Origin of the sequence: Paraburkholderia sp. RL17-373-BIF-A, assembly GCF_046030175.1 — a bacterium.
Lineage (GTDB): Bacteria > Pseudomonadota > Gammaproteobacteria > Burkholderiales > Burkholderiaceae > Paraburkholderia.
The window spans coordinates 18,625-32,738 of the sequence record NZ_JARESO010000016.1 but is presented as its reverse complement, the minus strand read 5'-3'; the positions used below and the strand labels follow the sequence as shown (position 1 = coordinate 32,738).

Genomic DNA, 14,114 nt, shown 5'->3' with positions numbered 1-14,114 from the left:
ATGAATTCATGTGGTGCCTCCTTAATTGACGTTAAGTATTCGATTCATTCAAGATTCCTTAGCATTGTTGTAAGGGATTCGCATGGATGCTAGTATCAGTGCGGCTGTTGAATCGATGAATGACCAGGCGTCCAGATCTTTTGTGCAGGACGCCGAAGTTCCTGGAAACAATGATGGATGCGCTCTCCGACGTCCTCCGCCTGGTTCGCCTTGGTGGTGCGGTGTATCTAAACGGCGACTTCACTGCACCCTGGTGTTTGTACGGCCAGGCGAACGCAGCGTTGTGCGGCAGTTTCCTTCCCCCAGCGGAACGTATCGTCTCCTACCACCTGATCACCGAGGGCGGCTGCTGGGCTGCGCTCCCGGACGACCCTGAATCCGCCATTTACGTCGCTGCCGGCGAACTGCTCGTCGTGCCGCAAGGCGAAGCGCATCTGCTCGGCAGTTCACTCGACATCACGCCCGGACCCACCGGCGAATTGCTCGAGAGTCAGCTGCGGAATTCACCGGGACAGTTGATGGCGCTTCGCTACGGCGGTGGTGGAGAGCGCACGCGTCTGGTGTGCGGCTTTCTCGCGTGCGACGACACGTTGAGCAACCCGGTGCTGTCCGCGCTGCCGCGCATCTTCAAGGTCGACATGCGCAACGACCCGCAGTCCGCGTGGCTCGAATCGTCGTTACGGTTTGCGGCGGCCGAGGCGGCGGAATGGCGTGTAGGCAGCGCGATCGTTCTCGCGCGTCTATCGGAACTGCTTTTCGTGGAGGCGGTGCGGCGTTGCATCGATGCGCTGCCGTCCGACCGGAAAGGCTGGCTGGCGGGCGTGGGGGATCGGTTTGTCGGTCGTGCGCTCGCGCTGATGCATGCGCAGCCGGCGCATGGTTGGACAGTCGACGAGCTGGCGCGCAAAGCGGGCTTGTCCCGGTCCGCGCTGGCGCAGCGATTTACGCAGTTGCTCGGTCAGCCGCCTATGCAGTATCTCGCGCATTGGCGTTTGCAGATCGCCGCGCAGGAGTTGCGTGGCGGGACGAAGTCGCTGGCGGCGGTGGCGGATCAGGTAGGGTACGAGTCGGAGGCGGCGTTCAATCGGGCTTTCAAGCGGGAGTTCGGGATGCCGCCGGCGGGGTGGCGGCGGAGCCGGGGTGAGATGGCTGGTGTTTCTGCTGCTGCCGTTGCGGCGGCAGGCGGCGTGGACGGTGCGTTCGATGAAAGAGGTGCTTAGACGCCACGGCCGTGTAGGCGAAGCGGCAAGAATCTGAAATTAGCGTCACTCCCGTAGAAATCTGGCTTTGTCGCCGCGGGGAGTGAGCAGCCCTAAAACGAGCGCCGCGAGTAAAAGCGCCGGCACGTCTCCGAGAAGATGGCCGCGGTACGGGGCATTCATCAGGGCCTGGATCGCCATGATCCCGCCATGCACCACGCTCGACCACACCGCGAACCCAGATGAGGCTCAGATGAGCGAGTGGATTCAGGGCCGCGAAAATCAGGAACACACCCAGCGTGGCGTACATGCCGACAATCATCAGGGGATATTCCGAATGTCCCGTATGCCAGACCCAACCGTCGGGCCAGACGATCATTAGCGGGTAAAGTCCAATGGACGTGATGCCCGTCAAGACCAGCGCGACGCGTAGGTAATTGAGCCGCTGAGTGTCGGTCATGATCGTCTCCTTCGAATCGCGCCGGGCCCTCACTTCACCCCATGCTTCGCCTGCCAACTCTTCATGAATGCGATCTCGTCATGCTGCGCCTTGATGATGTTTCTGGCCAGCCGCTTCAGCGCCGGATCCTTGCCGTACTTCAACTCGACCTGCGCCATTTCGATCGCCCCTTGATGATGCGGAATCATGTGTGCGACAAAGTCCTTGTCGGCGTTGCCCGTATAGTCGGCGCTCATGTCCTGCATCATCTTGTCGTCGGCGGCCTTGAAAGCTTGCGTCGCATCGCCGGAGCCTGCATCCGCTGACTTGGACATGTCCATGCCGGGCATGGCGGCCGGTTGCTGGGCGTGGACGGGCACGGCCGCGACAGCAAACGCAAAGCCGCTGAAGAGGTAAAGGGCACGAAAGGCGCGAAGTTTTTTCATTGTGATTGTCCGTTGGGAAAAAGGTTGTCCATCAGGCTCTCAGCGACGGATGAAAGCCCGCCGCCTCGATGGCCTCGATGAGTTGTTCGGCTGCCAGCGTCGACGTGACCTTGACGATTTTAACGGGGACATCGACTTCGAGCTTCGCTGCAGGGTCGAGACTCGTGACTGCACGCGTGATGGCGTTGGCGCAACCGCCGCACGACATATCCGGGATGGCAAATTCCATTTCCTACCTCCAATGAAAAGTCATGACTCAAGCGTGGACCTTCCCACGGCGGTAAGGTCAAGCAGGTTTTCGTGATTGGCTGAAAACCGTAGCCGCGTACGCAAAGCCATCACGCGCGGCATCGTCCCAGCCTTACGATTTTGCAAACCTGCGTGCTAGACTTCGTACCCATGTCTTACTGGCGCAAACTCTTCACTGTCGTGCTGCTTGTGCTGAGCCTCCCGGTTCAGTCGTTCGCGGCCGTCTCCATGAAATGCGAGTCCTCGCATTCCGTGGGCGATGCGACGCCCGCGCGCCATGAGGCAGGCGGTGCAATGGCCCAGCATCACGACCATGTCGCGATGATGGCCAAGCAAGCCGACAATAGCGGCAGTACCCATCTTCAGCATCATGGTTCCGCGGGCGGCGAGCATCATGCGCACGCGTGCTCCACTTGCGCGTCCTGCTGTTTCGGCGGCGCGCTGCCGATCACGCCCGTTGCGTCCCCGTCCGCCAACGCGGTTCATTTCGCTGTTCCCCTGCCTCCCACTGTCCGCGTCGCGTCGTTTCTGACCGGCGGCGTCGAACGGCCTCCCCGCATTTCTCTCGTCTAGTTCTTTCGCAGCCTCACGCTGCGTTGTTCCATTTCGCCTTGATGGACGGCTGTGCGTCGTCCGTCATGGCCGTACTTGACGAGACGAATCATGCGAACGTTCATTGCGGCGCTGCTCGGCGCGACGGCATGTCTGCCGACGCTCGCGCATGCTACACCCATACTTCCCGAGCCGACGGACCCGGCGGCATCCGTGCCGGCGATCGATGCGCCCTCCGCGCTGGCCGACTATCGCCCATACCGTGAGCAGCAAGCGCCGAGCTGGCAAGCGCTCAATCGCGAGGTGACGAATCCAGCGGGGCACGCTGGAGCGAGCCACGGTTCGATGCAGTCGAGCAGCGCTGACGCTAAAGAAGACGGCCACGGTTCTGACCGCGAAGGGGCGGAAAAATGAGGCCGTGCCTGTTTCCAGCCACCCGCACAATTGGAATTGCCATCGCGGTGACGCTGCTCGCCGGCTGCGCGACGTTCTCGAACGACGGCGGCTTCGGCACGGTGTCGACCGCCGCGTCCGAGCGGCTCGGCAAAGACGCCGTACTGATAAAGACCGACGAGGATCGAAATGCCGTCGCCAACCGCACGCGAGAACTGCTTTCCGCGCCGCTCAACATGGACGCCGCCGTCCAGATCGCGCTGCTGAACAACCGCGGTTTGCAGGCCTCGTACAGCGAACTGGGCATCGCCGAAGCGGACCTCGTTCAGGTCGGGCGCTTGCCGAATCCCGGCTTCTCGTTCAGCCGCACGCATGGTGGCGATGACCTGAGTATCAGCCGCACGTTCACGCTCGGCATGTTGCGCGTATTGACGATGCCGTTGACGACGCGCATCGAAAGCCGCCGTTTCGAACAGACCCGCTTACTGGCCGCCAACGCCATGCTCGAGGTCGCCGCCGATGCGCGGCGCGCCTACCTCCGCGCAGTCGCTGCCACGCAATCGGCCGCCTACGCGGAGCAGGTGAAGGACGCGGCCGAGGCCAGTGCCGAACTCGCATGGCGCATGCAGCAGGCCGGCAACTTCAGCAAGCTCGATTACGCGCGCGAGCAGGCCTTCTACGCGGAAGCCATCGCGCAAGTGGCAAGAGCGCAACAGCAGTCGGTGTCCGCGCGAGAAAAGCTCACTCGCGTGATGGGCCTCTGGGGTTCGCAAGCGCACTACGCACTGCCCGAGCGTCTGCCGGATCTGCCTGCCACACGCCCGGAGTTGCGCGATCTGGAAACCTTTGCGATGCAAAACAGGCTCGACATCCAGGCCTCGAAACTGCAAACGCAAAGCGTGGCCAGTTCACTGGACTTAAGCAAAGCGACGCGTTTCATCAACGTGCTGGACGTCGGCTATCAGAACAATTTCACGACTTCCGACGGGCGCGAGCAGGGCTACGAGATCGGCGTCGAGATTCCGGTTTTCGATTGGGGCAGCGCCAAAGTCGCGCGTGCCGAAGCGATCTACATGCAGTCGGCGAATCGCGTCGCACAGACCGCGATCAACGCGCGTTCCGAGGTGCGCGAAGCGTATTCCGCCTACGTGTCCGACTACGACCTCGCGAAGCACTATCGCGACGAAGTCGTGCCGCTGCGCAAGACCATCTCCGACGAGTTGCTGCTTCGCTACAACGGAATGCTCGCAAGCGTGTTCGAACTGCTCGCCGATTCACGTGACCAGATCGGCGCGGTGAATAGCGCTATCGACGCGCTGAAGGACTACTGGCTCGCGCAGGCCGATTTGCAACAGGCACTCGGCGGCCGTTTGCCGGTTGCCACTAACGCGACGCCACTCGCCTCCACGACGCAAACGGCGTCGTCCACTGAATCCGAAGGTCAATAGCATGATGTCACGTCGACATTTTATGAGCGGCTCGGGCGCCGCTTTGCTGGGAGCCGCGCTGGTGAGCAAGGCCGGCGCCGCGTCGCTGCCCGAAGCACCCACGATGGCCACAGCCTCGATGCAGCCGCCGCGCGCGCCGTCGAGTGGCCGGCCGTACATGCCGGTCGCCACGCTCAACGGATGGTCGTTGCCGTGGCGCATGAAGAACGGCTGGAAGGAGTTTCATCTGATCGCCGAACCGGTGGTGCGCGAACTCGCGCCCGGCATGAGCGCGAATCTGTGGGGCTACAACGGCCAGGCGCCGGGGCCGACCATCGAGGCGGTCGAAGGCGACAAGGTGCGCATCTTCGTGACCAACCGGTTGCCGGAGCACACCACGGTCCACTGGCACGGCATGCTGCTGCCGTGCGGCATGGACGGCGTGGGCGGCCTCACGCAGCCGCACATTCCACCGGGCAAGACCTTCGTCTACGAGTTTCAGCTGGAGAAGCACGGCACCTTCATGTATCACCCGCACGCCGACGAGATGGTGCAGATGGCGATGGGCATGATGGGGACGTTCATCGTCCATCCGAAAGATCCCGGCGTGATGCAGGTGGACCGCGACTTCGTGTTCATCATGTCCGCTTATGACATCGACCCCGGCAGCTTCACACCGCGCGTCAACGAGATGACCGACTTCAACATGTGGACGTGGAATGCGCGCGTGTTTCCGGGCATCGATTCATTGCCGGTGCGGGCGGGCGATCGTGTGCGGATTCGCGTCGGCAATCTGACCATGACGAATCACCCGATTCATCTGCACGGCTACCACTTCGAAGTGGTGGGCACCGACGGCGGCTGGATTCCGCCGTCCGCGCGCTGGCCCGAGGTCACCGCCGATGTCGCGGTCGGGCAGATGCGCGCCATCGAGTTCACCGCGAATCGTCCCGGCGATTGGGCATTTCATTGCCACAAGTCTCATCACACGATGAACGCGATGGGGCATCAGGTCCCGAGCATGATCGGCGTGCCGCAGCAAGACCTCGCCAAACGCATCAACCGGCTGGTGCCCGACTACATGGCGATGGGCAGTACTGGCGGGTCGATGGGGACAATGGAGATGCCACTGCCCGACAACACACTGCCGATGATGACCGGCACCGGCCCATTCGGCGCGCTGGAAATGGGCGGCATGTTTACGGTGGTGAAAGTGCGTGAAGGGCTGGGCCGCAACGACTACCGTGATCCGGGTTGGTTCAGGCATCCGAGGGGAACGGTGGCTTATGAATATACCGGTGAACTGCCGGACGGTTGACGTCGGCAGCGGCAGCGGCAGGTTGGCCGTGTGGATCGTAATTAACGTGGGAGTGTATGAGATGAAGAATGGGTTGGCTTCGATGGCGATTGGTTGCGTGATCATGGTTTTCACGTCGGCGTACGCGGCGGGTGAAGCCGCTGACGTGTCGGCGAGCGCGCACGCCAATGCGCAAGCCGCGATGTCTCATGGTGAAATCAGGAAGGTGGATAAAACTGCCGGTAAACTGACCATAAAACATGGTCCTCTGGAAAACCTCGGCATGGATGCGATGACGATGGTGTTCAAGGTGAAGGACGCGGCAATGCTCTCGCAGGTCAAGTCCGGCGACAGGATCGACTTCATCGCGGACGAGGTGGACGGGGCGCTGACGGTGGTGAAACTGGAGAAGCGAGAGTAGTCACCACACGCGGGTTGTCTGCCTATCGCATTGTTGCTGAACGTGTCATACGGATAAACCATTACCGTTCGCGCGTTGCCGTTTGGATGCCTCCCGCACACCGTCTTATCGTCCGACGTTGCATGGCTTCGCCCACGTCATGCAACCGCCGCAACTCACGGGGAAGTCTTACCGATTCCTTTGTGCGCTAGCTCACTAAGATACGCGGAACTTACTCGCCCCAGGCGTTTGAGATGTTATGCTCGGACGTCGTGAACTTCTTCATGCATAGACGCGTGCGAATTTAAAAATACCTAGATTTCATTAGGAGCCGGGCATGCTAAGAAAAGTAGTCGATCGGGCGAAACAGATCCGACGCAGCGAGGGGTTCAAGCATTCGGTCGCCACACCACGTCGCATTTCACTTCATGCCACGCAGCGATTAAACAGGGGAATCTTCGCCATCGAAATTCAGGAGAACTCTGGTTTTTTCTCCGTGATGCAGATGGTCCTGTTTATTCTGATGTATTGCGACGAGAAGTGTCTGACGCCGTGCATCAGCGCGCGCGGCGGCCTCTACGGAGACGCTGCAGGAGCGATCGACTGGTTCTCGTCCTTCTTCGAGTCCGTGAATGGCAAGGCGGCGGCGCCGTTCACGCACAAGGTGAGAAAGTCGACGGTTCGCGATCTGGTCCAGCTTGGGTTTCGTCAACGCTACGAGACTCAGCTTCAACTCAACAGCGCCAGCGAACTATTCTTCGCACATTACCGGCCAGCCGGCCATATCGGCGATGAAGTCGAAGCGATCTGCCAGAAGCTCGAGATCGGCGCGTCCACGCTCGGTGCGCATTTCAGAGGCACGGATAAATCGCTTGAGGCCATCCCGGTTTCATGGGGCGATTTCTGCCGCCACGTAGAAACGACGCTGGCGGAGAATCCGCACCTCGACAACGTCTTCGTTTCAAGCGACGAACAGGCGTTTCTGGACTTTTTCGTCGCCTGGCCGTTTAGCAAGCCGGTCAAAGTCGCCCCCGCTAAATTGCTCGCGTATGGCAATACGCCGGTTCATTTCAGCGGCTATCCGGGACTCGAAATCGGCCGTGAAGCGCTCCTATCCAGTCTGCTGTTGTCCCGTTGCGGTTATCTGGTGAAGACGCCGTCGTATCTGTCGGCATGGTCCAGAATATTCAACCCGTCGCTGCCGGTAAAACTCGTGTCGCCGCCGCGGCCGGACGCATTCTGGTTTCCCGACAGCCGTCTCTGGCTCGAACAGGTGGCGCAGGACAAAGCGGCCTGAACGCGGATGCGATCGGATCGCCTGGGTGGCTCGCAGTCGTGACATCGGTAGGAAGAATGGCGCGCATATAATGAAAGGCCGCCTGACGGGTTTGCGGGAACGGGTCGTTCGAGTCCGGCAAGCCGTCAGATACATCGTGACTGCAAAGAGGCCTTCAGCATGTACATTGCCATGAACCGTTTCAAAGTGACGCCCGGATCCGAAGCCGCCTTCGAACATCTGTGGACCACGCGCGATACGCACCTGAAAGAAGTGCCGGGTTTCGTGGAATTTCACCTGCTGAAGGGTCCACAGAAGGACGATCACGTTCTCTATTCCAGCCATACGATCTGGAAGGACTACGCGTCGTTCGAGGCGTGGACGAAATCCGACGCCTTTCGCGCCGCGCATCGCAGCGCAGGTGGCGACAACCGGGTGCTCTATCTCGGGCATCCGGAATTCGAGGGCTTCGAAGTCATTCAGACCGTCAAATGAATGCATGATCCTCGCGAGCGCCCCGTGCCATTCACGGGCGCCGTTAAGGGACTTCCCCCACTCATGATGAGCTTTCAGCGCGCGTTTCGCCCGCGCTAGCCTGTGCGCGTCCGACGACGCGCTGAGCAAGCTTGCGGTATTCTTTTGCGAGCATTTCGCCGCGACGCCTAACGCGCCGGCGCAACTCACAGAGGAATTGAAACATGAAAGCCGTCAAAATCGGTTCGCCCGCCGCTGTCGCCAATCTCCAGGTCGTCGACATCGCCGATCCCGGTCAGCCCGCGGCGGGCCAGATTCGCGTGCGCATTCACGCGAACTCCTTGAATTTTCACGACTACGGCGTGGTGAGCGGCAATCTGCCGGCGGACGCAGGGCGGATTCCGATGGCGGACGGCGCGGGCGTCGTCGAGGCAGTCGGCGCGGGCGTGTCGGAATTCAAAGCGGGCGATCACGTGGTGTCGTGCTTCTTCCCGTTCTGGGAAAACGGGCCGCCCGCCATCGCCGATTTCAAGACCACACCCGGCGACGGCGTCGACGGCTACGCACGCGAAGCCGTCGTGCTGCCGAGCCACTACTTCACGCACGCTCCGCGCGGCTATAGCCACGCCGAGTCCGCAACGTTGACCACAGCCGGGCTCACCGCGTGGCGCGCGCTCGTCGTGGACGGCCAGTTGAAGGCCGGCAACACGGTGCTCGTGCTCGGCACCGGCGGCGTGTCCATTTTCGCCTTGCAGATGGCCAAAGCGATGGGCGCTTCGGTGATTGCCACGTCTTCATCGGACGCGAAGCTCGCCAGACTTCGCGAGCTTGGAGCCGACCACACGATCAACTATCGCGACACTCCCGAATGGGGCAAGCAGGTCCGCTCGCTGACTGATGGCCGCGGTGTCGACCATGTGATCGAAGTGGGCGGTCCGGGGACTTTGCCGCAGTCGATCACCGCCTGCCGGATCGGCGGGCATATCGCGCTGATCGGCGTGTTGACCGGACGGGCAGGGCCGGTGCCGACCGCGGCGCTGATGGCGCGGCAGCAGCGTTTGCAGGGTTTGATCGTCGGTAGCCGTCAGGATCAGCGCGATATGATCCGGGCGCTCGAAGTGATGGGCATCAAGCCGGTGATCGACAGCACGTTCGAACTGGAGAAACTCGGCGAGGCGTTTTCGCACGAGGAATCCGGCGCTCACTTCGGGAAGATTTGCGTGGCGGTATAAGCGCTTCGTATGCGCGAGTGAACGCCGGGATGCCGTTTCGCTCGCGCTGTTTGTGGCGCTGCCAAGTGGCATGCAAGGGCGCGTTAGTCGTGCCTACCCAAGTCGGCGAAGTTGATGCTGCGCGCCTCGCACGAATTCGTAAAGACCTCGTCGTAGCTCGAGAAGAACACCGTGCGCGTTTGCGCCAGTGTCTTGAACAGATCGACCAGCACGGCGCGTGCGGCGGCGTCGAGTCCGCCGACGGGTTCATCCGCGATCAGCACCTGGGTTTCGCCAAGCACGGCAGCCGTCAGGAAAAACTTCTTGCGCGTACCGAACGACATCTGTTCAAAGCGTTTGTCGAGATGCGGCGTGAGGCCGAAGCGGTCCGCGAGCGACAGCGTGTCAGCGGTTACGGTGGTGTTTCTCGCCGATGCCACTTTGCTCAGATACTCGCGTCCGGTCTGATCCGAATAAGGCATGCAGTCTTCGGGCACGTAGGTGAGTACGGATTGCGCGGCGAGCGGTGCACTGCGCAGCGAATGGCCGCCGAGCCACACCTCGCCCGTATCGGGCTCGATCGTGCCCGCGAGAATGCCGAGCAACGTCGACTTGCCGCTGCCGGACTCATCGTTTAACGCGACGCACCCTGATGCCGCGTCGTAATGCAATCCCTGAAAGATGAGGCGTTCGCCGTAGCGCTTGCTGAGGTTTTCGAATCGAAGCATGGATTGGAGCGTGATTCAGGAGAAGACTCGCCGCATCGGGTCGCGCGGCAGATGTCTTCTACAGGTTGGCGTTGCGCAAGTGTAGCAGCGCAAGCCACAGCCGCTGTCGCGTCCGAAGCTTCATTCACCGATCCGCATCCAGCAAAAACTCGACCATCCGGTCGCACACACGGCCGAACATTTGCGTGCCCGTCACAGTCGGGCATCCGCGCGCGCGGGCGGCTTCGATCAACGGCGTGAGCGGCGGCTTCGTCACCACGTCGCCGACGAACGTCGTGGCCGGCAAACGCGACACGTCGATAGGCAGCGGGTCGTCCGCTCGCATGCCGAGCGGCGACGCGTTGACGACCACGTCGTACGCATTCGCATCCACGGAAGCGGCCACACTTCGCGCTTCACTTTGTCCGAGCGCATTCAACCGGCCGATCAGCGACGCCGTGCGTTCGGCATCGTTATCGCGCACGTCGAGCGACGCCACGCCGCCTTGAACCAGCGCATGTCCGATCGCGGAACCCGCGCCGCCCGCGCCGACCAGCAGCGCGCGTTTGCCGCGCAGATCGCAACCAGTATCGATGAGCGCGGCGACGAAGCCGGTGCCGTCGAACATGCCGCCATGCCAACTGCCGTCCGCCGTGCGGCGCAACGTGTTCACCGCGCCGAGAAAACTTGCCTGTTCGGTGAGCGAGCCGCAATATCCGGTGGCGCTGAATTTGTGCGGCACGGTAATGATCACGCCGTCGACATTGCGCATGGGTGTCACGCCTGCAAAAAACGCGGGCAGGTCGGCGGGCGCGACGTGCGCGGGGACCACCAGCGCATCGCGTCCGGCGGCGCGCAGAGCGGCGGTCACACCGGACGGCGAGCGTACCTGCGCGATCGGATCGCCGACGATGAAAATCACCCGCGTGGCGCCGCTGAGGCCTTCATCCAGCGAGGCGGAAAAAGAAGGGGCGTCGGGTTGCGTCATGTTGTATGTCTCCAGAGTGTTGCCCGGTTTTCATCTTGCGCGATGCCGGGCGATTTTGCTTGAGTGGGTTCGGCGCGAACGGATCCTTGACCGGTGGGTCCGTTCCTGCGAACTCTAACGTTTTGTGGAATAGTATTCAAGAATAAAATCATTTAGTATGAATGTGAAATGAAGCAGGTTGTCGATAGAAATCCACGGTCTGACGCAGTCCTTCGTCAAGCGACGTGTGCGGCAGATCGGGCAGCAACTCCTCAAGAGTTGGATCTACGGGGAACGACGTGGCGATCGGTAACGGCGCGCCGGTTGTATCGATACATGCGCCCGGCACGATCACGCCGATACGTTCGATGACCTGATCCACCGAAACGATGTCGCCCGCCAAGGTGAACACATGCGCGCCGCGCGGCGCTCGTACGAGAGCGGCTTCATAGGCGGCGGCGACATCGTCCGCGAAAACGAGGCCTGTCGAGCCGGTGAACGGAATCGTGTACGGCTCACCGCGTGCCGCTGCGCGGCACGCGAGGCTCGGTCCAGCACTCGAACCCGTTTCGCGTCCGGCGCCATACACGACGAGAGGCCGGAAGCCGACGCTGGCAATGCCGTGGTCGTGCCAGTACGCGCGCGCCGCGCCTTCGCAGGCGAGCTTGAACGCGCCGTAAAAGGTCTGCGGAAAAGGCACGGCGCCGTCATCGGGTCCGAAGACGCCCGCGCTGCTCGCGTACAGCACATTCTTCAAACCGGCCGCGCGTGCGGCTTCGAAAACATTGAGCGTGCCGATCAGATTGATTTGCGCGCCGCGCACCGGATCGAGCGCGCAAGCCGGCGTGAGCACGCCCGCGAGATGAATCACCGCGTCGCAGCCGTACAGTGCGCGCGACACATCGGCTGGATTCGCCATGTCGCCGCTCGCCCATTGCGCCGTTGCGGCTTGCTCAGACGCGAGCGCTTTCAGCAGGCGCGTGTCGGCGCGCAGATCGAACGCCCGCACGCTGATGCCTTTGCGGAGCAGGCGCCGCATGATCCACGCCCCCAGAAACCCGCTTCCTCCCGTCACCAATACGCGCATCGTCTTTCCTCCGTGAGTGCAGAAGTATTTTGCATTTTTGCGTTTGTGGAATAGTATTCCGAAATCAAAGCAAATTCTATAGATGCTGACGAACTGCGACGAACTAGTCGTCGCGGCTCAGACAAGGAGCAAAGGAGCAGGACATGGTGGAGACACTCAGCGGATTGCAGCAGAACGAAACGTTCGACGTCGTGGTGATCGGCGCCGGCGGGGCAGGGATGTCGGCGGCGCTGTTCGCTGCCATCGAAGGCGCACGCGTTTTGCTGGTGGAAAGCACCGAATACGTGGGCGGCACGACAGCCTATTCGGCCGGTACCACATGGATTCCCGATTCGATGCACGGCCCGTCCGTCAATCCGGACGACAGCAGCGCCAACGCCGAGGCTTTTCTGCGCCGCGCGGTGGGAGAGCGCAGCAGCGAGGCGTTGCGTCGCGCGTTTCTGGCCGCCGGCCCGCAGGCCGTCGCGCATATCGAGGCGAATTCGGATGTGAAATATCGGGCGAGGCCGTTTCATCCAGACTATCTGTCCGAACTCGAAGGCTCGACTTTACGAGGCCGCGCGCTGGAGCCGCTCGCTTTCGACGGCCGCAAGCTCGGCAAGCACTTCGCGCTGATCCGTCCGCCGATTCCGGAGTTCACGGTGCTCGGCGGCATGATGGTGGATCGCGACGACGTCGGTCATTTGCTCGGTATGACCAAGTCGCTCAAGTCCCTGCGCCACGCCGTGAAGCTGCTCGCGCGCCACGCTTGCGACCGCATGAGTTGGCCGCGCGGCACGCGTCTCGTGATGGGCAATGCGCTGATCGGCCGTCTGCTTTGTTCGCTGCTGGCTCGCAACGTCACCGTGCTGGTGAGCACGAAACTCGAAGCGCTGCGCACCGGCGCAAACGGCAGTGTCGGCGGAATCACGTTGAGCCAGAACGGCCAGCGGCGTCAAATCGCGGTGACAGGCGGCGTGATTCTCGCAAGCGGCGGCTTCAACCGGCATCCGCAACGGCGCAGCGCGATGCTGCCGGGCGTCGATCCGAGCTGGTGTCCCGGCGCGCCGGGACACACCGGCAGCGCGCACGATCTCGCGCTCGCCATCGGCGCACGTCATGGCGAAGGCGCGTTGAGCAACGCGTTCTGGGCGCCGGTCTCCGTACGCAAGCGCAAGGATGGCACGACCGCGGTGTTCCCTCACTTTCTGATGGATCGCGGCAAGCCCGGCATGGTGGTCGTCAATCAGGCGGGCAAGCGCTTCCTCAACGAAAACACTTCGTATCACCTGTTCGGTATCGCGATGCAGGAGGCGCATCGCCAGTCGCCGTGCGTGCCCGCGTATCTCGTCACGGATGCCGAAGGCTTGCGCAAATACGGTCTCGGCATGGTGCGTCCCGGTGGCAAAGGGCTCGCCCCATTTCTCGCCGACGGCTATCTGACACGCGCCGATACGCTCGACGAACTCGCGGGCAAGCTGGACATCGACCCACGTGGATTGACCGATAGCGTTGCGCGCATCGACGAATACGCGCAGACCGGCGTGGATGCGGATTTTCAGCGCGGCACGACCGACTATCAGCGCGCCAACGGCGACGCAAACTGGCCGGGACCGAATCCTTGCCTCGGGCCGATCGGCCGCGCGCCGTTCTACGCGGTGCGGCTCTATCCCGGCGACATCGGCGCGGCTACCGGACTGGCCAGCGATCAGCACGCCCGCGTGCTGGGTCGCGACGATCAACCTATCGGCGGCTTGTACGCATGCGGCAACGACATGCAATCGGTGATGGGCGGCGTGTATCCCGGACCCGGCATCACGTTGGGACCTGGACTCGCGTTTGCCTATCTCGCCGGCCGCGACGCGGCTGCGCGCGCCCAAACCGCTTCGGCCGCGCGGACCTCGTCGGCGGCGTGGTCGGAACCCGCTGACGTAAGCCCACAGCGGGCCAAAGAGAAAATCTTCTGATGAACCAGGGCTGAGCCTGGTTTGAATGAAGTTATAGAATGGAA

The 14,114-nt window shown here is 62.2% G+C and carries 16 protein-coding genes and 1 pseudogene; 10 read left to right on the top strand and 7 right to left on the bottom strand.

Annotation, left to right across the window (positions count from 1 at the left end; translation table 11 throughout):
- Window positions 1–173 precede the first annotated feature (173 nt).
- Window positions 174–1,220, top strand: coding sequence for an AraC family transcriptional regulator (locus tag P0D80_RS20720; protein ID WP_132381938.1), 1,047 nt, complete (start codon window positions 174–176; stop codon window positions 1,218–1,220).
- Between the two features lie 45 nt (window positions 1,221–1,265).
- Here the strand turns inward: P0D80_RS20720 and P0D80_RS20715 are convergent, their stop codons facing one another.
- The 4 genes and pseudogenes from P0D80_RS20715 to P0D80_RS20700 all read right to left on the bottom strand — a co-directional run bounded on the left by P0D80_RS20715 (window position 1,266) and on the right by P0D80_RS20700 (window position 2,313).
- Window positions 1,266–1,382, bottom strand: a complete 117-nt coding sequence (locus tag P0D80_RS20715) for a hypothetical protein (protein ID WP_408286585.1) — start codon at window positions 1,380–1,382, stop codon at window positions 1,266–1,268.
- A gap of 115 nt (window positions 1,383–1,497) precedes the next feature.
- Window positions 1,498–1,578, bottom strand: a pseudogene (locus P0D80_RS20710) (DUF6632 domain-containing protein); the annotation flags it as partial.
- Window positions 1,579–1,688: 110 nt separating this feature from the next.
- On the bottom strand, window positions 1,689–2,084 hold the full coding sequence (copM, locus tag P0D80_RS20705; protein WP_408177869.1) for a CopM family metallochaperone: 396 nt from the start codon (window positions 2,082–2,084) through the stop codon (window positions 1,689–1,691).
- 31 nt (window positions 2,085–2,115) lie between these two features.
- Entirely contained in the window at window positions 2,116–2,313 is a 198-nt protein-coding gene (locus P0D80_RS20700) for a heavy-metal-associated domain-containing protein (RefSeq protein ID WP_132381944.1), read from the bottom strand.
- 170 nt (window positions 2,314–2,483) lie between these two features.
- Between P0D80_RS20700 and P0D80_RS20695 the strand changes: the two genes are divergently transcribed.
- From P0D80_RS20695 to P0D80_RS20660, 8 genes are all read left to right on the top strand, one after another.
- Complete coding sequence (locus P0D80_RS20695) at window positions 2,484–2,906, top strand: hypothetical protein (protein ID WP_408177870.1); 423 nt, start codon at window positions 2,484–2,486, stop codon at window positions 2,904–2,906.
- A gap of 90 nt (window positions 2,907–2,996) precedes the next feature.
- The gene (locus P0D80_RS20690) at window positions 2,997–3,299 is read left to right on the top strand and encodes a hypothetical protein (RefSeq protein ID WP_408177871.1); all 303 of its coding nucleotides are present in this window, start codon (window positions 2,997–2,999) and stop codon (window positions 3,297–3,299) included.
- The gene (locus P0D80_RS20685; RefSeq protein ID WP_408286425.1) at window positions 3,296–4,726 is read left to right on the top strand and encodes a TolC family protein; all 1,431 of its coding nucleotides are present in this window, start codon (window positions 3,296–3,298) and stop codon (window positions 4,724–4,726) included. The genes P0D80_RS20690 and P0D80_RS20685 overlap by 4 nt, the downstream gene beginning before the upstream one ends.
- 1 nt (window position 4,727) lies before the next feature.
- A complete protein-coding gene (locus tag P0D80_RS20680; protein ID WP_408286423.1) occupies window positions 4,728–6,023 on the top strand; it encodes a multicopper oxidase family protein in 1,296 nt (431 codons plus the stop codon).
- A gap of 61 nt (window positions 6,024–6,084) precedes the next feature.
- Window positions 6,085–6,423, top strand: a complete 339-nt coding sequence (locus P0D80_RS20675) for a copper-binding protein (protein WP_408286583.1) — start codon at window positions 6,085–6,087, stop codon at window positions 6,421–6,423.
- Window positions 6,424–6,739: 316 nt separating this feature from the next.
- Complete coding sequence (locus tag P0D80_RS20670; RefSeq protein ID WP_408286421.1) at window positions 6,740–7,699, top strand: hypothetical protein; 960 nt, start codon at window positions 6,740–6,742, stop codon at window positions 7,697–7,699.
- A 159-nt stretch (window positions 7,700–7,858) separates the two neighbouring features.
- Window positions 7,859–8,173 carry a heme-degrading protein HmuQ gene (gene hmuQ, locus P0D80_RS20665; RefSeq protein ID WP_310816162.1) on the top strand — a complete coding sequence of 105 codons (315 nt, stop codon included), beginning with the start codon at window positions 7,859–7,861 and terminating at the stop codon, window positions 8,171–8,173.
- Between the two features lie 203 nt (window positions 8,174–8,376).
- The gene (locus tag P0D80_RS20660) at window positions 8,377–9,384 is read left to right on the top strand and encodes a zinc-dependent alcohol dehydrogenase family protein (RefSeq protein WP_408286418.1); all 1,008 of its coding nucleotides are present in this window, start codon (window positions 8,377–8,379) and stop codon (window positions 9,382–9,384) included.
- Window positions 9,385–9,467: 83 nt separating this feature from the next.
- Here P0D80_RS20660 and P0D80_RS20655 read toward each other — a convergent pair whose 3' ends face one another.
- From P0D80_RS20655 to P0D80_RS20645, 3 genes are all read right to left on the bottom strand, one after another.
- Window positions 9,468–10,091, bottom strand: coding sequence for an ABC transporter ATP-binding protein (locus P0D80_RS20655; RefSeq protein WP_408286416.1), 624 nt, complete (start codon window positions 10,089–10,091; stop codon window positions 9,468–9,470).
- Between the two features lie 124 nt (window positions 10,092–10,215).
- A complete protein-coding gene (locus P0D80_RS20650) occupies window positions 10,216–11,058 on the bottom strand; it encodes a shikimate dehydrogenase family protein (protein WP_408286414.1) in 843 nt (280 codons plus the stop codon).
- A 148-nt stretch (window positions 11,059–11,206) separates the two neighbouring features.
- On the bottom strand, window positions 11,207–12,124 hold the full coding sequence (locus P0D80_RS20645) for an NAD-dependent epimerase/dehydratase family protein (protein WP_408286412.1): 918 nt from the start codon (window positions 12,122–12,124) through the stop codon (window positions 11,207–11,209).
- A 143-nt stretch (window positions 12,125–12,267) separates the two neighbouring features.
- Between P0D80_RS20645 and P0D80_RS20640 the strand changes: the two genes are divergently transcribed.
- Window positions 12,268–14,070, top strand: a complete 1,803-nt coding sequence (locus tag P0D80_RS20640; RefSeq protein WP_408286410.1) for an FAD-dependent oxidoreductase — start codon at window positions 12,268–12,270, stop codon at window positions 14,068–14,070.
- Window positions 14,071–14,114 lie beyond the last annotated feature (44 nt).